Genomic DNA, 14,712 nt, shown 5'->3' with positions numbered 1-14,712 from the left:
CGTCCCGGGCCGAGGCCGCAGGCCGGGACGGGAGCGGGACGGCCGGGGCCTCAGCGGGCCGGGACGGTCCGCAGGTAGGCCGCCAGGGCGGTGACCGCGGCCGGGTTGCGGGGGCTCTCGACCAGGTCCACGTAGTCCAGGACGAAGATCCGGTCGTTGCGGACGGCCGAGACTCCGGCCAGCGGCGGGAAGGACTTCAGGAACTTCCGCTTCGCCTCGGCGTCGGGGGTGCCGTAGTTGTTGATCACGATCACCTCGGGGTCGCGCTCGACCACGGTCTCCCAGCCCACGGTGGTCCAGGAGTCGGCGAGGTCGCCGGTCACGTTCCGCCCGCCGGCCTTGGTGATGATCTCCTCCGGGGCGGCGAACCGGCCGGAGGTGAAGGGCTTGTCCTCGCCGCTGTCGTACAGGAAGACGCCCGGGCGGTACGCGGGCTCGGGGACGGCCGCGATCTCCGCCTTGAACCCGGCGATCAGCCGGTCCGCCCGGTCCCGGACGTCGAAGATGTCGCCCAGGTTGGCGAGGTCCGTGTAGAGCGCGTGCAGCGGGGACATCACCCCGCGCTCGGTGCCCTTGCCGCTGCGGCAGGACTCGGTCAGCACGTAGGAGCCGATGCCGACACCGGCCAGGGCCTGCGGGGTGACGCCCCGGCTCTCGTCGAAGCCGTAGTTCCAGCCGGCGAACACCAGGTCGGCCCGGGCCTCCAGCGCGATCTCCTTGGTGATCTGCTGCTTGGAGAGCCACGGGGCGCGCTGGTAGGCGTCCTTCCAGGCGACCTTGTCGACCTGGCCCTTGTCGTCCGGCATCACGTAGCCGGCCATCCGGTCCTCCAGCCCGAGCGCGAACATCAGCTCGGTGATGCCGACGTCGTTGGTCACCACCCGGGCGGGCTTCTGCTGGAAGGTGACCGGGGCGCCGCAGTTCTCGACGGTCACCGGGTAGTGGGCGGAGGCGGCGGCGCCGTCGCCGCGCGGGGCGATCTCGGCGCCGCAGCCGGTGAGGGCGAGGGCGAGCAGGGCGGCGGCGGCAACGGCCTTGGTGCGCATGGTGGGTCCTCGGGGCGGTGGGCGGGTCGGTCGTGCGGAGAACGGTCGGTCGTACCTGGAGACGGTCCGGGCCGGCGGTTCGGACGGGTCGGTCAGGGCAGGCGGTCGAACAGCAGCTGGACGGCGCCGGTGACCGGGTGCCGGACCGGCGTCGCCCGGACCTTGAACACCTCCGCCAGCAGGCCCGGTTCGAGCACCTCGGCGGGCGGTCCGGAGGCGACGATCCGCCCCTCCGCGAGCACGTACAGCAGATCGCAGTGCCCGGCGGCCAGATTGAGGTCGTGCAGCGCGGTGAGCACCGTCGTCCCGGCCTCCCGGACCAGCGCCAGCACCTCCAGCTGGTGGGTGATGTCCAGGTGGTTGGTGGGTTCGTCGAGCACCAGCACCCGGGGCTCCTGGACCAGCGCGCGGGCGATCAGCACCCGCTGCTTCTCGCCCCCGGAGAGGCTCAGGAAGCCCCGGCCGGCCAGGTGCCCGGCGCCGACCCGGTCCAGGGCGGCGGCGCAGTGCTGCTCGTCGGCCGCGGACGGGCCGGCCAGGGCGCCGCGCCGGTGCGGCAGCCGGCCCATGCCGACCACCTCGGCGACGGTGAAGTCGAACTCCGCGGTGTGCTCCTGCGGCAGCGCCGCCACCCGCCGGGCGGCCTCGCGCGGCGCGAGCCGGTGGACCTCCTCGCCGCCCAGCAGGACGGCTCCGGCGGCGGGCCGCAGCGCCCGGTAGACGCAGCGCAGCAGGGTGGACTTGCCGCTGCCGTTCGGGCCGACCAGGCCGACCACCTGGCCGGCGGCGGCGGTCAGGGTGACCTCGTGGACCAGCCGGACGCCGGCCAGGTCGACCGAGACCCGGTCGACGGCGAGGTCCAGGGCCCCGGTGCCGTCGGTGCTCACCGGCCACCCCCGAAGGCGTAGGCGCGACGGCGCATCAGCAGCAGGAAGCAGGGCACCCCGACGGCCGCGGTGACCACGCCGACGGGCAGTTCGGCGGGGGCCAGCAGGGTGCGCGAGACGATGTCCACCCAGACCAGCAGCAGGGCCCCGGCGAGCGGCGCGACCAGCAGCAACCGGCGGTGGCCGGCGCCGACCAGCATCCGGGCCAGGTGCGGGACCATCAGTCCGACGAAGCCGATCGCCCCGCTCACCGCGACCACGGTGCCGGTGACGGCGGCGGTCACCACGAACAGCGCGCGCCGCAGCCGGTCCGGGTCCACGCCGAGCGAGGCGGCCGTCTCGTCGCCCATCGCCAGCGCGTCCAGCTGTCCGGCGGCGCGGGCCAGGTACGCCAGGCCGGCGAGCACGGTGACGGCGGCGATCGGCACCGAGCCCCAGGTGGCCCCGCCGAGGCTGCCGAGCAGCCACATCATGGCCGAGCGGGCGGCCTCGCCGCGGGCGGCGGCGAAGACCATCAGCGCGGTCACGGCGGAGAAGCCGTAGGACATCGCGGTGCCGGTGAGCACCAGTCGCAGCGGGGTGAGCCCGTGGGCGGTACGGGCCGTCAGATAGACCAGCACCATGGCCAGCAGGGCCGAGACGAAGGCGGAGGCGGAGAGCGCCCAGACACCGAGCGAGGCGAAGGCGCCGAACATCAGTACGGCGTTGGCGCCGACCGAGGCCCCGGAGGAGATGCCGAGCACGAAGGGGTCGGCGAGCGCGTTGCGCACCATCGCCTGGACCGCGACCCCGGTGGCGGCGAGTCCGGCGCCGACCACGGCGGCCAGGACGGCGCGCGGCAGCCGGATCTCCCAGACGATGGCGTACGCGGCGGCCTCGTCGGCCTCCAGCCGACCGCCCGTCAGGCCGGCGCCCAGGAGCCGCAGGACCTGGCCCCAGCCGAGGCCGGCCGAGCCCACCGCGACGGCGCAGACCAGCGAGCCGAGCAGGGCCGCGGTGAGGACGGCGGCCAGCGGGAGGGCGGGGATCCGCCGGGGGCCCGGTGGGGCCGCAGCGGTGGCCGGTGCGGCCGCGGTGGTGCTGCTCACTGGTGGCACGCCTTGCCTCGGGCCGGGTACGGCGAGGGGCGGCGCGTCCGGGCGCGGGTGTGCCGGGGCGCCATCCCCTCGCAGTCCGCGGCGAGTTGTCGGGAGGTCGGCGCCCCCGGGTGATCGGGCTCGCGGCCGCGGGGGCCGCTTACCGTTGCGGGTCAGCGCCGGATTCGCACCGGCTTCCCCCGTGGGACGCCCTGGCAGCATAACAAGCGCTCATGGCCTACGACCCTTACTGTTCGAACGGCCGTGCCCGTCCGGCCCCGAACGCACGGCCGCCCCCGTCCGGATCCGGACGGGGGCGGCCGAAAGGCGACCGGGCGGGGATCAGCCCTGCTTGGTCTCCCAGAAGATCTTGTCGACCTCGGCGATGAGGTCCAGCAGCGCCTGGCCGGTGGCCGGGTCGGTGGACGCCTTGGCGGCCGAGGCGGCCTTCAGGGTGTCGTTGATGAGCTGGTGCAGCTGCGGGTACTTCTCGAAGTGCGGGGCCTTGAAGTAGTCGCTCCACAGCACCGAGATGTGGTGCTTCACGGCCTCGGCGCGCTGCTCCTTGATGATGACCGCGCGGGCGCGGAAGTGCGCGTCCTCGTTGGCCTGGTACTTCTCCTGGGTGGCCTTGACCGACTCGGCCTCGATCCGGGCCTGGGCCGGGTCGTAGACACCGCAGGGCAGGTCGCAGTGGGCGTGGGCGGTGGCGCGAGGTGCAAACAGACGAGAGAACATGGGAGTCCTTCCTTAGATCGTCTTCCCGCGCCCGAGATTACCTGCCGGACCGTCCGGTTTCCCGGCCGGGCGGTCTGCCTGGGGCAAAAGACGGAGCCGGAACCGGACCAATCCGGACATCGGCGGCCGGCGCCGGTGCGGCAGACTGGTGCGCGACAGCGCGACAGCAGGACGCGGGGCAGCAGGACGCAGGACGCAGGACGCGGGACACGGCGGGACGCGAGCCGGGAGGAGGAGCCGTGGCACGGAGCGCGGAACCGGAGGACGGTCCGCCGGGCGGCGGCGCGCCGTTCGGGCTGATCGACGTGGCGGGGGACTCGATGGTGCCGACGCTGCGCGACGGGGACCAGCTGCTGGTCCGCTACGGCGCGCGGATCCGGCCCGGCGCGGTGGTGGTGTTCCGGCACCCGTTCCAGCAGAACCTGCTGGTGGTCAAGCGGGCCGACGGCCGTCGCCCCAAGGGGTGGTGGCTGCTCTCCGACAACCGGCCGGTGGACAGCGACAGCCGCAGCTACGGGGCGGTGCCGGACGAACTGGTGCTCGGCCGGGTGCTGCTGCGGCTGCGCCCGCGCCCGGCCTGGCTGGCCCCCGGGCGGCGGCTGGAGCGGCTGCTGCTGGCCGCCCCGCTGGCACGGGTGCCCGGCCTCGCCCGCCGCCTCGGCGTCTGGATCCGGCCGGAGGAACTCCCGGTCCGCCAGGCCTGACGGGACGCCCGGTCCGCCGGGGCGGCTCCGCTAGTGCCCGGCCGCCGCGGCCTCCTGGGCCTCCAGGCGCTTGCGGGCCCGGTAGGCGGCGACATTGGCGCGGGTGGCGCAGCGGTCCGAGCAGTACCGGCGGGACCGGTTGGTCGAGGTGTCCAGATAGGCGTTGCGGCAGGGCGCGGCCTGGCAGATGCCGAGCCGGTCGGCGCCCAGCTCGGTCAGGTGGACGGCCAGGCCCATGCAGGCGACGGCGCTGAAGTGCGCGGTGGCGGTCGGCGAGTTGTCGGCGAGGTGCAGGTGCCAGCGCGGCCGGCCGGCCGCGTCGAGGTAGTCGTGCCCGGAGACCAGCGGGCTGACCGGGAACTCCATCAGCAGGCTGTTCAGCAGGTCGACGCTGCGTACCTCCTCGCCCTCGGCGGCGGCCTCGAAGACCCCGCGCAGCCGGGTGCGGACGGCCCGCAGCCGGGGCACGTCCGCTTCGTCGGCGAGGTTGCGGGCGCGCGAGGAGTCCGAGAACAGGGCGCGCACTCCGTCCACCGAGGTCAGCGAGTCGGTGCCGCGCTCGGGCTCCTCGGTGTTCACCAGCCGGACGGCCAGATCGGCGTACGAGGCGAGCTCCACGGTGGTCCTTCCAGAGATCGGTAACAGGCTGATTGCCTCCAGCCTATTACCCGCAGGGGGAAAGCGGAAAAGCGCGGCGCCCGGCAGGTTCCGCCTGCCGGGCGCCGTCGACGGTGCGCCCGGCGCACCTCGGATCAGAGCACCTTGGAGAGGAAGGCGCGGGTCCGCTCGTGCTGCGGGTTGCTGAGGACCTCGCGGGGGTTGCCGGACTCGACCACCACACCGCCGTCCATGAACACCAGCGCGTCGCCGACCTCGCGGGCGAAGCCCATCTCGTGGGTGACCACGATCATGGTCATGCCCTCCTCGGCGAGCCCGCGCATGACGTCGAGCACCTCGCCGACCAGCTCGGGGTCGAGCGCCGAGGTCGGCTCGTCGAAGAGCATCAGCTTGGGCTTCATCGCCAGCGCCCGGGCGATCGCCACCCGCTGCTGCTGGCCGCCGGAGAGCTGGGAGGGGTAGTTCCCGCTCTTGTCGGACAGGCCGACCCGCTCCAGCAGAGCCATCGAGCGCTCCCTGGCCTCGGCCCTGGACTCGCGCTTGACCTGGACCGGCGCCTCCATCACGTTCTCCACCGCGGTCATGTGCGGGAAGAGGTTGAAGCGCTGGAACACCATGCCGATGTCCCGCCGCTTGAGCGCGACCTCGCGGTCCTTGAGCTCGTAGAGCTTGTCGCCGCGCTGCCGGTAGCCGACCATCTCGCCGTCCACCCAGAGGCGGCCGCCGTTGATCTTCTCCAGGTGGTTGATGCAGCGCAGGAAGGTGGACTTGCCGGAGCCGGACGGGCCGACCAGGCAGAACACCTCGCTCTGCTTGACCTCCAGGTCGATGCCCTTGAGCACCTCGACCAGGCCGTAGGACTTGCGGACGCCCTCGGACTTCACCATCGGGCCGCTGCCCGGGGCGTCGGCGGGGGTCTTGCTGAGGTCGGTCATGCGTGGCCACCTCCCTCGAGTCCGGGGACCACGTCGTTCTTGGCCTTCGGGGTGGGCCTGCCGCCGAACAGCAGCCGAACCCGCTGGATCGGCGTGGGCGGCAGGGTCCGGTTCGCACCTCGAGCGTAGTGCCGCTCGATGTAGTACTGCCCGACCGTGAGGATCGAGGTCATGAGCAGGTAGTAGATGCTGACCGCGACCAGGACCGGGATGGTCTGGAAGGTCCGCGAGTAGATGTCGTGGCCGGCCGTGAACAGCTCCGCCAGCGAGATGACCTGGACCAGCGAGGTGGTCTTGAGCATCGAGATGGTCTCGTTGCCGGTCGGCGGGATGATCACCCGCATCGCCTGCGGGAGCACGATCCGGCGCAGCGTGGCGGCGCGGCTCATGCCGAGCGCGTGGGCGGCCTCGGTCTGGCCCTCGTCGACGGACTGGATGCCGCCGCGGACGATCTCCGCCATGTACGCCGCCTCGTTGAGGCCGAGGCCCAGCAGGGCGGCGGTGAAGGTCGGGATCAGGGTGTTGGTCGACTCGGACCAGAACTCGGGCCCGAACGGGATGCCGATCGACAGGTTCGGCCACAGGGCGCCCAGGAAGTTCCAGAACACCAGCTGCACCAGCACGGGGGTGCCGCGGAAGATCCAGATGTAGAACCAGGCCGTCCCCGACAGCAGGGGGTTCGGCGAGAGCCGCATGATCGCGAGGAGCACGCCGCCGACCACGCCCATCAACATGGACAGGGCGGTCAGTTCGAGCGTCACCCAGATTCCGTGGATGATCTGCTCGTTGGTGAGCGTGTCTCTGACGACGTCCCACTGGAACGCGGGGTTGAAGATCAGGGCGTGGAGCAGCATCGCCGCGAGGACGACGATCACTACTGCTCCGGCCCAGCGTCCGGGGTGGCGCACCGGGACGGCCTTGATGGTCTCAGGCCGTCCCGATTTCACCGCCCCCTGCTCGGAAGATTTCACCTTGGGGCCTCAGGGGGTGTGGTGGTGCGGAGGATCAGCTCTTGGCGGCGTTGATCTCGGACTTGTCGATCGCGCCGGCCTCGACGCCCCACTTCGCCAGGATCTGCTTGTAGGTGCCGTCGGCGATCAGCGACTGGACGGCGCCCTGGACGGCGGGGGAGAGCGGGGAGCCCTTGTCGACGACGACGCCGTAGGGCGCGCTGTCGTAGGTCCCGCCGAGCTTCTCCAGCTGGCCGTTGGTCTGCTTGATCGCGTAGTCGACGACCGGGGAGTCGGCCATCATCACCTGGTCGCGGCCGGAGACCAGCGCGGTGGTGACGTCGGTCTGGAGGGTGAACTTGTCACCGTCGTTGGGGATGGTCGGCTTGCCGGCCTTGGTGCACTCCGGGTTGCGGACGTCGGTGATCTCCTGCGCCTGGGTGGTGCCGGTCTGGACGGCGACCTTCTTGCCGCAGAGGTCCTTGGGGTCGATCTTGTCCGGGTTGCCCTTCTTGACCGCGATGGCGCTGCCCGCGGTGAAGTAGGTGACCATGTCGACGGTCTGCTCGCGCTCCTTGGTGTCGGTGAAGGAGCTCATGCCGAGCTGGTACTTCTTCGCCGTGATGCCCGGGATGATCGAGGTGAAGTCGGCGTTCTGCACGTCGGCGGTCAGGCCGAGCTTCTTGGCGATCGCGTCGGCCAGGTCGACGTCGAGGCCGACGATGTTGCCCTTGTCGTCCTTGAACTCGTTGGGCGCGTAGGAGGCGTCGGCGGCGACGATCAGCTTGCCGGAGGACTTGATGTCGGCGGGGACGAGCCCGGCGAGCGCGGGGTCGGCGGACACGGCGGCGACGCTGACGCTGGGGTTGGCCGCACTGCTGCCGCCGCTGGAGGAGGACTTGCTGCTGCCGCAGGCGGTCAGCACGAGCGACGCGGACGCGAGCACCGCCGCTGAGGCGAGGAGGCGGGTGCGCTGGGTACGGGCGATCATGGGGGATCTCCTCCTGAGGGAGAGGTCGGACGGGCGTGCCACGGGGGAGCGGCGCGCCGGAGCAGCAGAGCCGTACGGCGCTGTACGGCCGGGCAGGGAGAACACGCAGGGTGGTACCGGGTACTGCTCTCCGCCACCGTCCGCCGAGGTGGGCGTTGACCGAACCGCCTCGACCAGTGGTCGGCTCGATCCGAGATGGGGGGAATCCTGCCATCTGATGACGCTCGGGTGGCCCTCATTCAGATCAAAATCGGATAACGGGGGGCCGCGCTGTCCGCTATTCGGACGAATACCGTGTCCCTGTCACCCTGCGTATAAGTATGCAGATCTCCCTGCGGTCCGCCCGGAGGCCCGGCCGCGCACTCGCCCGATCGTGCGCCCGCTCCGCGGCGGCCCGGACCCCCGCCCGGACCGCCACCCGTGCCCCCGCCCCGGACGGCCGACCGGACCCGGCTCAGATGCCTCCGTTGACCACCGCGTTCTGGGCCGCGCCGGCGGCGACGTTCCACTTGGAGAGGATCTTGTCGTACTCGCCGCTGCGGATCAGCTGGTCGATCGCCTTGGCCAGGACGTCGCGCAGTTCGGTGTCCTCCTTGCGCAGCGCGATCCCGTACGGGTTGGACCGGGACTGCGCGCCGGTCACCTCGAAGCGGTTGCCGCCGTCGGTGTTCTTCGCCGCGTAGGCGGCCACCGGGAAGTCGTTCAGGCCCGCCTGCGACGTGCCGGCGGCGACCTCGGCCAGCGCCTTGGCGTCGCTGTCGAACTTGTGGACGGTGAGCGGCTTGTTGGCGCGGGTGCAGGCGGTCACCTGGCGGGCCACGATCTCGTCCTGGGTGGTGCCGCTCTGCACCGCGACGGTCCGGCCGCAGAGGTCGTCCAGACCGCGGATGCCCTTGGGGTTGCCCTTCGGCACCACGATCGAGGTGCCGGCGATGAAGTAGTCCACGAAGTCCACCGCCAGGCCGGTCGACTTGCCGGCCTCGTCCACGCCGTCCCGGCGCTGGCGGATGTCGCTGAGCGCGGACATCGCGACGTCGTACTGCTTGTGGTGGAGGCTCGGTATGAGCTTGTCGAAGGGGGTGTCGACGTACTCGATCCGCAGGTCGAGGATCCGGCCGAGCGCCGCGGCGATGTCCGGGTCCAGGCCGTCGGGCTTGCCGTCGGTGCCCCGGAACTCCACCGGCGGGTAGTTGACGTCCATCCCGATCCGCAGCACCTTGCCCGACTGCTGGGCGCTCGGGACCTTCGCCCGGAGCTGCTGGAGCGGGTCCTCGGCGACGGTCTTGTCGCCGCCGCAGGCGGTCAGCAGCAGGGTTCCGGCGGTGGCGAGGGCGAGCGCGGCGGGGGCCCGGCGGGGGGACAGGGCACGGTGGTGCATCGGTTGCTCCTGAGGGAGGGAGGGGGAGGCGCCGCGGCATCGCGGAGGTGGACGCGAGATGGCGGAACAACGGATCCTCCCATCCCGACCTGCCGCGTCCGTGGGCGGGTGTGTCAGAATTCGGTACCGGGTGACCCCCGACGCTCGAACCGGACCGCCGGGCCGCAAACAGGCCCGGGGTGCACAGGAACGGAAGTCCAGAACGTCGACTCCGTATCCGGCGGCACCGGCCTCCACACCGTGTCCGTGTTCACCCCCGCGGGTGTGCGTACGTGTGCGCCACTGCCGCTGCCGGGGTCCGGTTCTCATGGTTCCTGGTGCCCACAGGTGGCCGTGAGGCGTACGACAACCATGTGACTTGGACGAAAAGGCATGGGTGCGATGCCCTCGTCCGACCTACGCTCGGCCCGGAAGCACAGCGCGGACCACTCGCGGACAACTCCATAAACCCTCATTTCGAGGCGCTCGTCCGACGGCGGCGCCCCGACCCAGCCTTCCCCCGGGGGCGCTTCGGCGTTCCCGGGTTCCGCTGACCGGCCGCCGGTCACCGGATGCCGGGACCGGCCGGGTCGTCCGCCCCGTCGGCCGGGTGTCCTCGCTCGATCAATGACGAAGAGGTCATCGTGGCAGCGGAGATCATCCACAGCAGTACCCAGGACACCGACGATCCGGTCGACGCCGTGTTCGCGCTCCACCGCGGCGGCAAGATGGAGGTCCGGGCGACCGTCCCGGTGCGCGACGCGGACGACCTGTCCCTCGCCTACACCCCCGGTGTCGCCCGCGTCTGCACGGCCATCGCCGAGCAGCCCGAGCTCGTGAACGACTACACCTGGAAGGCCAACACGGTGGCCGTGGTCACCGACGGCACCGCCGTGCTGGGCCTCGGCGACATCGGCCCCGAGGCCTCGCTGCCCGTCATGGAGGGCAAGGCGATCCTGTTCAAGCAGTTCGGCGGCGTCGACGCGGTGCCGATCGCGCTCGCCTGCACCGACGTGGACGAGATCGTCGAGACCGTGGTCCGGCTGGCCCCGTCCTTCGGCGGCGTCAACCTGGAGGACATCTCGGCCCCGCGCTGCTTCGAGATCGAGCGCCGGCTCCAGGAGGCCCTGGACATCCCGATCTTCCACGACGACCAGCACGGCACCGCGATCGTCACCACCGCCGCGCTCTGGAACGCGGCCAAGGTGACCGGCCGCGAGATCGGCTCGCTGCGCGCCGTCATCTCCGGCGCCGGCGCGGCCGGCATCGCCATCGCCAAGATGCTGCTGGCGGCCGGCATCGGCGACGTGGCCGTGTGCGACCGCAAGGGCGTCGTGTACGAGGGCCGCGGGGACCTGACCGACGTCAAGGCGGAGATCGCCGGCCTGTCCAACCGGACCGGCCTCAAGGGCACCCTGGCCGACGCGATGGCCGGCGCCGACGTCTTCATCGGCGTCTCCGGCGGCACCGTGCCGGAGGAGGTCGTCGCGACCATGGCCGAGGGCGCGTTCGTCTTCGCCATGGCCAACCCGAACCCGGAGATCCACCCCGAGGTCGCGCACAAGTACGCCGCCGTGGTGGCCACCGGCCGCAGCGACTTCCCGAACCAGATCAACAACGTGCTGGCGTTCCCGGGCATCTTCGCCGGCGCGCTGCAGGTCCGGGCCACCCGGATCACCGAGGGCATGAAGCTGGCCGCCGCCAAGGCGCTGGCCGGCGTGGTGGCCGACGAGCTGACCCCGCAGAAGGTCATCCCCTCGCCGTTCGACGAGCGGGTCGCCCCGGCCGTCACCAAGGCCGTCGCCGAGGCCGCCCGGGCCGAGGGCGTCGCCCGCCGCTAGCCGGTACCCGTACCGGAACCCCGCCCGGGCCCGGGACACGCGTCACACTCACGCGTTGTTCCGGGCCCGGGGGCGTTCTGGCTATCGTCCGGTGCATGTTTGCTGCCTATGCCGCACGAATCGACGCCGACGACCCGCTGAGCGGGCTGGAGTTGGGCGAACGCCCCGAACCCGTGGCCCGGCCGGGCTGGAGCGTGGTCACGGTCCGGGCCGCCAGCCTGAACCACCACGACCTCTGGTCGCTGCGCGGGGTCGGGCTGCCCGCCGAGAAGCTGCCGATGATCCTCGGCTGCGACGCCGCCGGCATCGACGAGCACGGCAACGAGGTGGTCCTGCACTCCGTGATCGGCCAGAGCGGGCACGGGGTCGGCCCGGACGAGCCGCGCTCGATCCTGACCGAGCGCTACCAGGGCACCTTCGCCCAGCAGGTGGCCGTCCCCACCTGGAACCTGCTGCCCAAGCCCGCCGGACTCTCCTTCGAGGAGGCCGCCTGCCTGCCCACGGCCTGGCTGACGGCCTATCGGATGCTGTTCACCAACGCCGGGGTGAAGCCCGGCGACACCGTGCTGGTGCAGGGCGCCGGCGGCGGGGTGTCGACCGCGCTGGTGGTGCTCGGCAAGGCGGCCGGCCTGCGGGTCTGGGTCACCGGCCGGGACGAGGCCAAGCGGGACCGGGCCCTGGAGCTCGGCGCCGACGCGGCGTTCCCGAGCGGGGCCAGGCTGCCCGAGCGGGTGGACGCGGTGATGGAGACGGTCGGCGCCGCGACCTGGTCGCACTCGGTGAAGTCGCTGCGCCCGGGCGGCACGATCGTCATCTCCGGGGCCACCTCGGGCCCCAGCCCGGCGGCCGCCGAACTGAACCGGATCTTCTTCCTGGAGCTGCGGGTGGTCGGTTCGACCATGGGGACCAAGGAGGAGCTGGCCGGGCTGCTGTCGTTCTGCGCCACCACCGGGGTCCGGCCGGTGATCGACTCGGTGCTGCCGCTGGACGGGGCGCCGGAGGCGCTCGCCCGGCTGGCCAAGGGCGAGGTGTTCGGCAAGCTCGTCCTGACGCCGTGAGCCCGTGACGCGCCGGCGCCCGGCTCCCTGTGCGGGGAGCCGGGCGCCGGTTGCCGGACCGGTCGGTCGGGACAGGTCGGGCGCAGTCGAGAGCACTCAGGAGCACTCAGGAGTACTCAGGAGCGGTCGAGCAGCCGCTTCAGCCGCTCGCCGGCGGTACCGAGGACGGCACGCGCCTCGGCCAGCCGGGCCTGGGTCACCCCGCCGTCCCTGGCCGCGTCGCGGACCTGGTCGCGGAAGCGGTCGAGCAGCCGCTCCAGCTCCCGGGCCGGGTCGCCGGCCGGGTCGACGGCGGTCCACCCGGGCAGCTCGGCCGGGACGGCGTCGGCCGGCCCGTCCAGGTCGGTCTTGTCCAGGTCGATCCGGGTGACGGTGACCCGCTCGGCGCCGAGGTCCTCCTTCGACTCCCCGGGCTGTCCCCAGCGGGCCGCGTCGGCCAGCCCGGCCAGGCCCTTGGTCAGCTCGGAGAGCCCCTCGGCCAGTCCGGTCGGCCAGTCGCCGCGCGCCGCGTGCTCGCGGACCTGCTGCTCCACCCGGCGCTTGATCCGCAGCGCCTCCTGCTGGGCCGCCGTCCGGGCCGCCCGGGACTGCTCGCGCAGCCGGCGGGCCTCCTCCTCGGCGGCCTTCGCCTTGGCCTTGGCGGCCTTCTCCTGCTCCTTGGCGCGCTTCGCCTGCTCCTTGGCCTGCCGCTTGAAGGCGGCGAACTCCTCCTTGGCGCGCTGCCAGGCGGCCTGGTCGCCCCACGGCCCGGCCCACGGGTTCCCGCCGTTCTCCTGGCCCTGCTCCCCGGGGTCCGGGGCGCCGCGCCTGGCCTGCTCGGCCGCCGCGCCCCAGAGCTGCTCGCGCAGGTCCTTGGCGCTGTCCCGGACGTCCTCGCGGATCGCCCCGGCGAGCTGGGTCACCGAGTCGTGGATCTCCAGCTCCAGCTCGTCCAGCTCGCCCTGCCGGGTGGCGAGTTCGGCGCGCCCGGCGTCGGTGAGTCGGTAGACCTTGCGACCGCCCTCGGTGCTGTGGGCGACCAGCCCCTCCTGCTCCAGCTTGGCGAGCCGCGGGTAGACGGTGCCGGCCGAGGGCGCGTACAGGCCCTGGAAGCGCTCCTCCAGCAGGCGGATGACCTCGTAGCCGTGGCGCGGGGCCTCGTCGAGCAGCTTGAGCAGGTAGAGCCGGAGCCGGCCGTGGCCGAAGACGGGGGTCATGTCAGGCCTCCTTGGTGAGGTCGGGGCCGGTGCCGGGGGTGTCGGACTTGGTGAGGTCGGGGGCGGGCAGCTCCCGGGCGGCCCGGGTGTCGTCCTCGGCCTCCGGACGCTGGAGCACGGTGACCGCGCCGGAGACGGTGGTGACCGAGAGGCTGCCGCTGCCGTCGCCGAGCTGGCCGGAGAGGCGCTTGGTGCCCCAGCTGCCGGCGACGGTGAGTTCCTCGAAGCCGGAGGAGAGGTCGCCGCTGGTGGTGCCGGCCTCGACCTTGGTGCCGGTCAGCGCGGGCAGTCGGACGCCGACCGCGCCGCTGACCGTGTTGACCTTGATCTGGGCGGGGGTGGCGGCCGCGAGGTCCAGGGTGACCGCGCCGGTGACGGCGTTGGCGCTCACCTTCTCGGCGGTGCCGGCCAGCACGGTGAGCCGGCCGGAGACGGTGTTCAGCCGCAGCTGCCCGGCCACCGACTGGGCGTCCACGTCGCCGGTGACGGTGTTGGCGTCGGTCCGCCCGGTCAGGCCGACCAGGGTGATGTCGGCGTTGGCGGTCTGGGTCGAGACGTGCTCGCTGAAGCCGGAGACCGTCGTCGCGGCGGAGACGGTGCCGACCTTGACCTCGGTGCCGGCCGGGACGGTCACGGTGACGGCGGCGGTCCGCTTGCGCTTGAAGGAGGAGAAGAAGCCCTTCACCGAGTCGACCGACTTGAGCACGTCGCCGAACTCGTTCCAGCTGCTGAGGTCCTTGTAGGTGACGGTGAGGACGCCGTCGACCAGGGTGACGTGCAGCGGCTCGCCCTTGAGCTCGGTGACCTCCAGCCGGGCGGGGCCCTCGGCGGCGACCACGTTGACCGTGCCGTCGATGGTCCGCACCTGGAGCGTCCGGACCGTCTCCTCGATGGTGATCCTGTCGGGTCCTTCGACCGTCCACTGGCTCATCTCTGCCGCCTCCCGTTGCTGTGACTCGCGATGTATCGCGTCCTCTTCCAAAGACGATATATCGCGTGACGGCGAAGTCAAGGGAGTCCGACCCCGAGGCCGACCCGGAGTACACCCCGAGACCCGCCCCTACGGGGAGCATGCGAGAGGGCCCGGAGGCGGTTGCCTCCGGGCCCTCAGGGCCACCGTTTCACCAGGTCACTCGTCGTCCTCGTCGTCGAGCCTGGCCAGCCAGGTGGCCAGCCGCTCGACCGGGACCTCGAAGTCCGGGTTGAGGTCGACGAACTCGCGCAGGCGCTCGGCCAGCCACTCGAAGGTGACCTCCTCGTCGCCGCGGCGGCTCGCCAGCTCCTCGATGCCTCGGTCGGTGAAATACACGGTTCG

General features: G+C 72.4%; 15 protein-coding genes and 1 riboswitch. Of the genes, 3 read left to right on the top strand and 12 right to left on the bottom strand.

The window, feature by feature from the left end:
• Positions 1-50 precede the first annotated feature (50 nt).
• The 4 genes from IF01_RS0109460 to sodN form a co-directional block, all read right to left on the bottom strand.
• Entirely contained in the window at positions 51-1,046 is a 996-nt protein-coding gene (locus IF01_RS0109460) for an ABC transporter substrate-binding protein (protein WP_030392860.1), read from the bottom strand.
• A 92-nt stretch (positions 1,047-1,138) separates the two neighbouring features.
• A complete protein-coding gene (locus tag IF01_RS0109455; protein ID WP_375340975.1) occupies positions 1,139-1,933 on the bottom strand; it encodes an ABC transporter ATP-binding protein in 795 nt (264 codons plus the stop codon).
• Positions 1,930-3,021, bottom strand: a complete 1,092-nt coding sequence (locus tag IF01_RS0109450; protein WP_030392858.1) for a FecCD family ABC transporter permease — start codon at positions 3,019-3,021, stop codon at positions 1,930-1,932. The genes IF01_RS0109455 and IF01_RS0109450 overlap by 4 nt, the downstream gene beginning before the upstream one ends.
• A 97-nt stretch (positions 3,022-3,118) precedes the next feature.
• Positions 3,119-3,263: riboswitch (cobalamin riboswitch) on the bottom strand.
• An 88-nt stretch (positions 3,264-3,351) separates the two neighbouring features.
• Complete coding sequence (gene sodN, locus IF01_RS0109445; protein WP_030392857.1) at positions 3,352-3,747, bottom strand: superoxide dismutase, Ni; 396 nt, start codon at positions 3,745-3,747, stop codon at positions 3,352-3,354.
• A 320-nt stretch (positions 3,748-4,067) separates the two neighbouring features.
• Here sodN and sodX point away from each other — a divergent pair, with 320 nt between their 5' ends.
• A complete protein-coding gene (gene sodX / locus IF01_RS43700; RefSeq protein ID WP_078879834.1) occupies positions 4,068-4,451 on the top strand; it encodes a nickel-type superoxide dismutase maturation protease in 384 nt (127 codons plus the stop codon).
• A gap of 30 nt (positions 4,452-4,481) precedes the next feature.
• On the opposite strand, the gene IF01_RS0109435 is transcribed toward sodX, so the two are convergent.
• The 5 genes from IF01_RS0109435 to IF01_RS0109415 all read right to left on the bottom strand — a co-directional run bounded on the left by IF01_RS0109435 (position 4,482) and on the right by IF01_RS0109415 (position 9,323).
• The gene (locus tag IF01_RS0109435; protein ID WP_030392855.1) at positions 4,482-5,069 is read right to left on the bottom strand and encodes a CGNR zinc finger domain-containing protein; all 588 of its coding nucleotides are present in this window, start codon (positions 5,067-5,069) and stop codon (positions 4,482-4,484) included.
• Positions 5,070-5,203: 134 nt separating this feature from the next.
• On the bottom strand, positions 5,204-6,004 hold the full coding sequence (locus IF01_RS0109430; RefSeq protein ID WP_051755047.1) for an amino acid ABC transporter ATP-binding protein: 801 nt from the start codon (positions 6,002-6,004) through the stop codon (positions 5,204-5,206).
• Positions 6,001-6,951 (bottom strand): amino acid ABC transporter permease, encoded by a 951-nt coding sequence (locus IF01_RS0109425; RefSeq protein WP_233290171.1) that lies wholly within the window; start codon positions 6,949-6,951, stop codon positions 6,001-6,003. Before IF01_RS0109425 ends, IF01_RS0109430 begins: the two co-directional genes overlap by 4 nt.
• 58 nt (positions 6,952-7,009) lie before the next feature.
• The gene (locus IF01_RS0109420) at positions 7,010-7,945 is read right to left on the bottom strand and encodes an ABC transporter substrate-binding protein (protein ID WP_030392852.1); all 936 of its coding nucleotides are present in this window, start codon (positions 7,943-7,945) and stop codon (positions 7,010-7,012) included.
• 454 nt (positions 7,946-8,399) lie between these two features.
• Positions 8,400-9,323, bottom strand: a complete 924-nt coding sequence (locus IF01_RS0109415; protein ID WP_051755046.1) for an ABC transporter substrate-binding protein — start codon at positions 9,321-9,323, stop codon at positions 8,400-8,402.
• A gap of 623 nt (positions 9,324-9,946) precedes the next feature.
• On the opposite strand from IF01_RS0109415, the gene IF01_RS0109410 reads away from it, so the two are divergent.
• Both IF01_RS0109410 and IF01_RS0109405 read left to right on the top strand, forming a co-directional pair.
• Complete coding sequence (locus tag IF01_RS0109410; RefSeq protein WP_030392850.1) at positions 9,947-11,143, top strand: NAD(P)-dependent malic enzyme; 1,197 nt, start codon at positions 9,947-9,949, stop codon at positions 11,141-11,143.
• 95 nt (positions 11,144-11,238) lie between these two features.
• Positions 11,239-12,201, top strand: a complete 963-nt coding sequence (locus IF01_RS0109405; protein ID WP_030392849.1) for a zinc-binding dehydrogenase — start codon at positions 11,239-11,241, stop codon at positions 12,199-12,201.
• Positions 12,202-12,317: 116 nt separating this feature from the next.
• Here the strand turns inward: IF01_RS0109405 and IF01_RS0109400 are convergent, their stop codons facing one another.
• The 3 genes from IF01_RS0109400 to IF01_RS0109390 all read right to left on the bottom strand — a co-directional run bounded on the left by IF01_RS0109400 (position 12,318) and on the right by IF01_RS0109390 (position 14,706).
• On the bottom strand, positions 12,318-13,397 hold the full coding sequence (locus tag IF01_RS0109400) for a PadR family transcriptional regulator (RefSeq protein ID WP_030392848.1): 1,080 nt from the start codon (positions 13,395-13,397) through the stop codon (positions 12,318-12,320).
• Between the two features lies 1 nt (position 13,398).
• Positions 13,399-14,328, bottom strand: a complete 930-nt coding sequence (locus IF01_RS0109395; protein WP_051741158.1) for a DUF4097 family beta strand repeat-containing protein — start codon at positions 14,326-14,328, stop codon at positions 13,399-13,401.
• A 198-nt stretch (positions 14,329-14,526) separates the two neighbouring features.
• Complete coding sequence (locus IF01_RS0109390) at positions 14,527-14,706, bottom strand: DUF6104 family protein (protein WP_030392846.1); 180 nt, start codon at positions 14,704-14,706, stop codon at positions 14,527-14,529.
• Positions 14,707-14,712 lie beyond the last annotated feature (6 nt).

This window comes from Kitasatospora purpeofusca, assembly GCF_000718025.1.
GTDB classification, from domain to species: Bacteria; Actinomycetota; Actinomycetes; order Streptomycetales; family Streptomycetaceae; genus Kitasatospora; species Kitasatospora purpeofusca.
The sequence above is the reverse complement of the archived record's forward strand: the minus strand, read 5'-3'. Positions and strand labels throughout refer to the sequence as shown.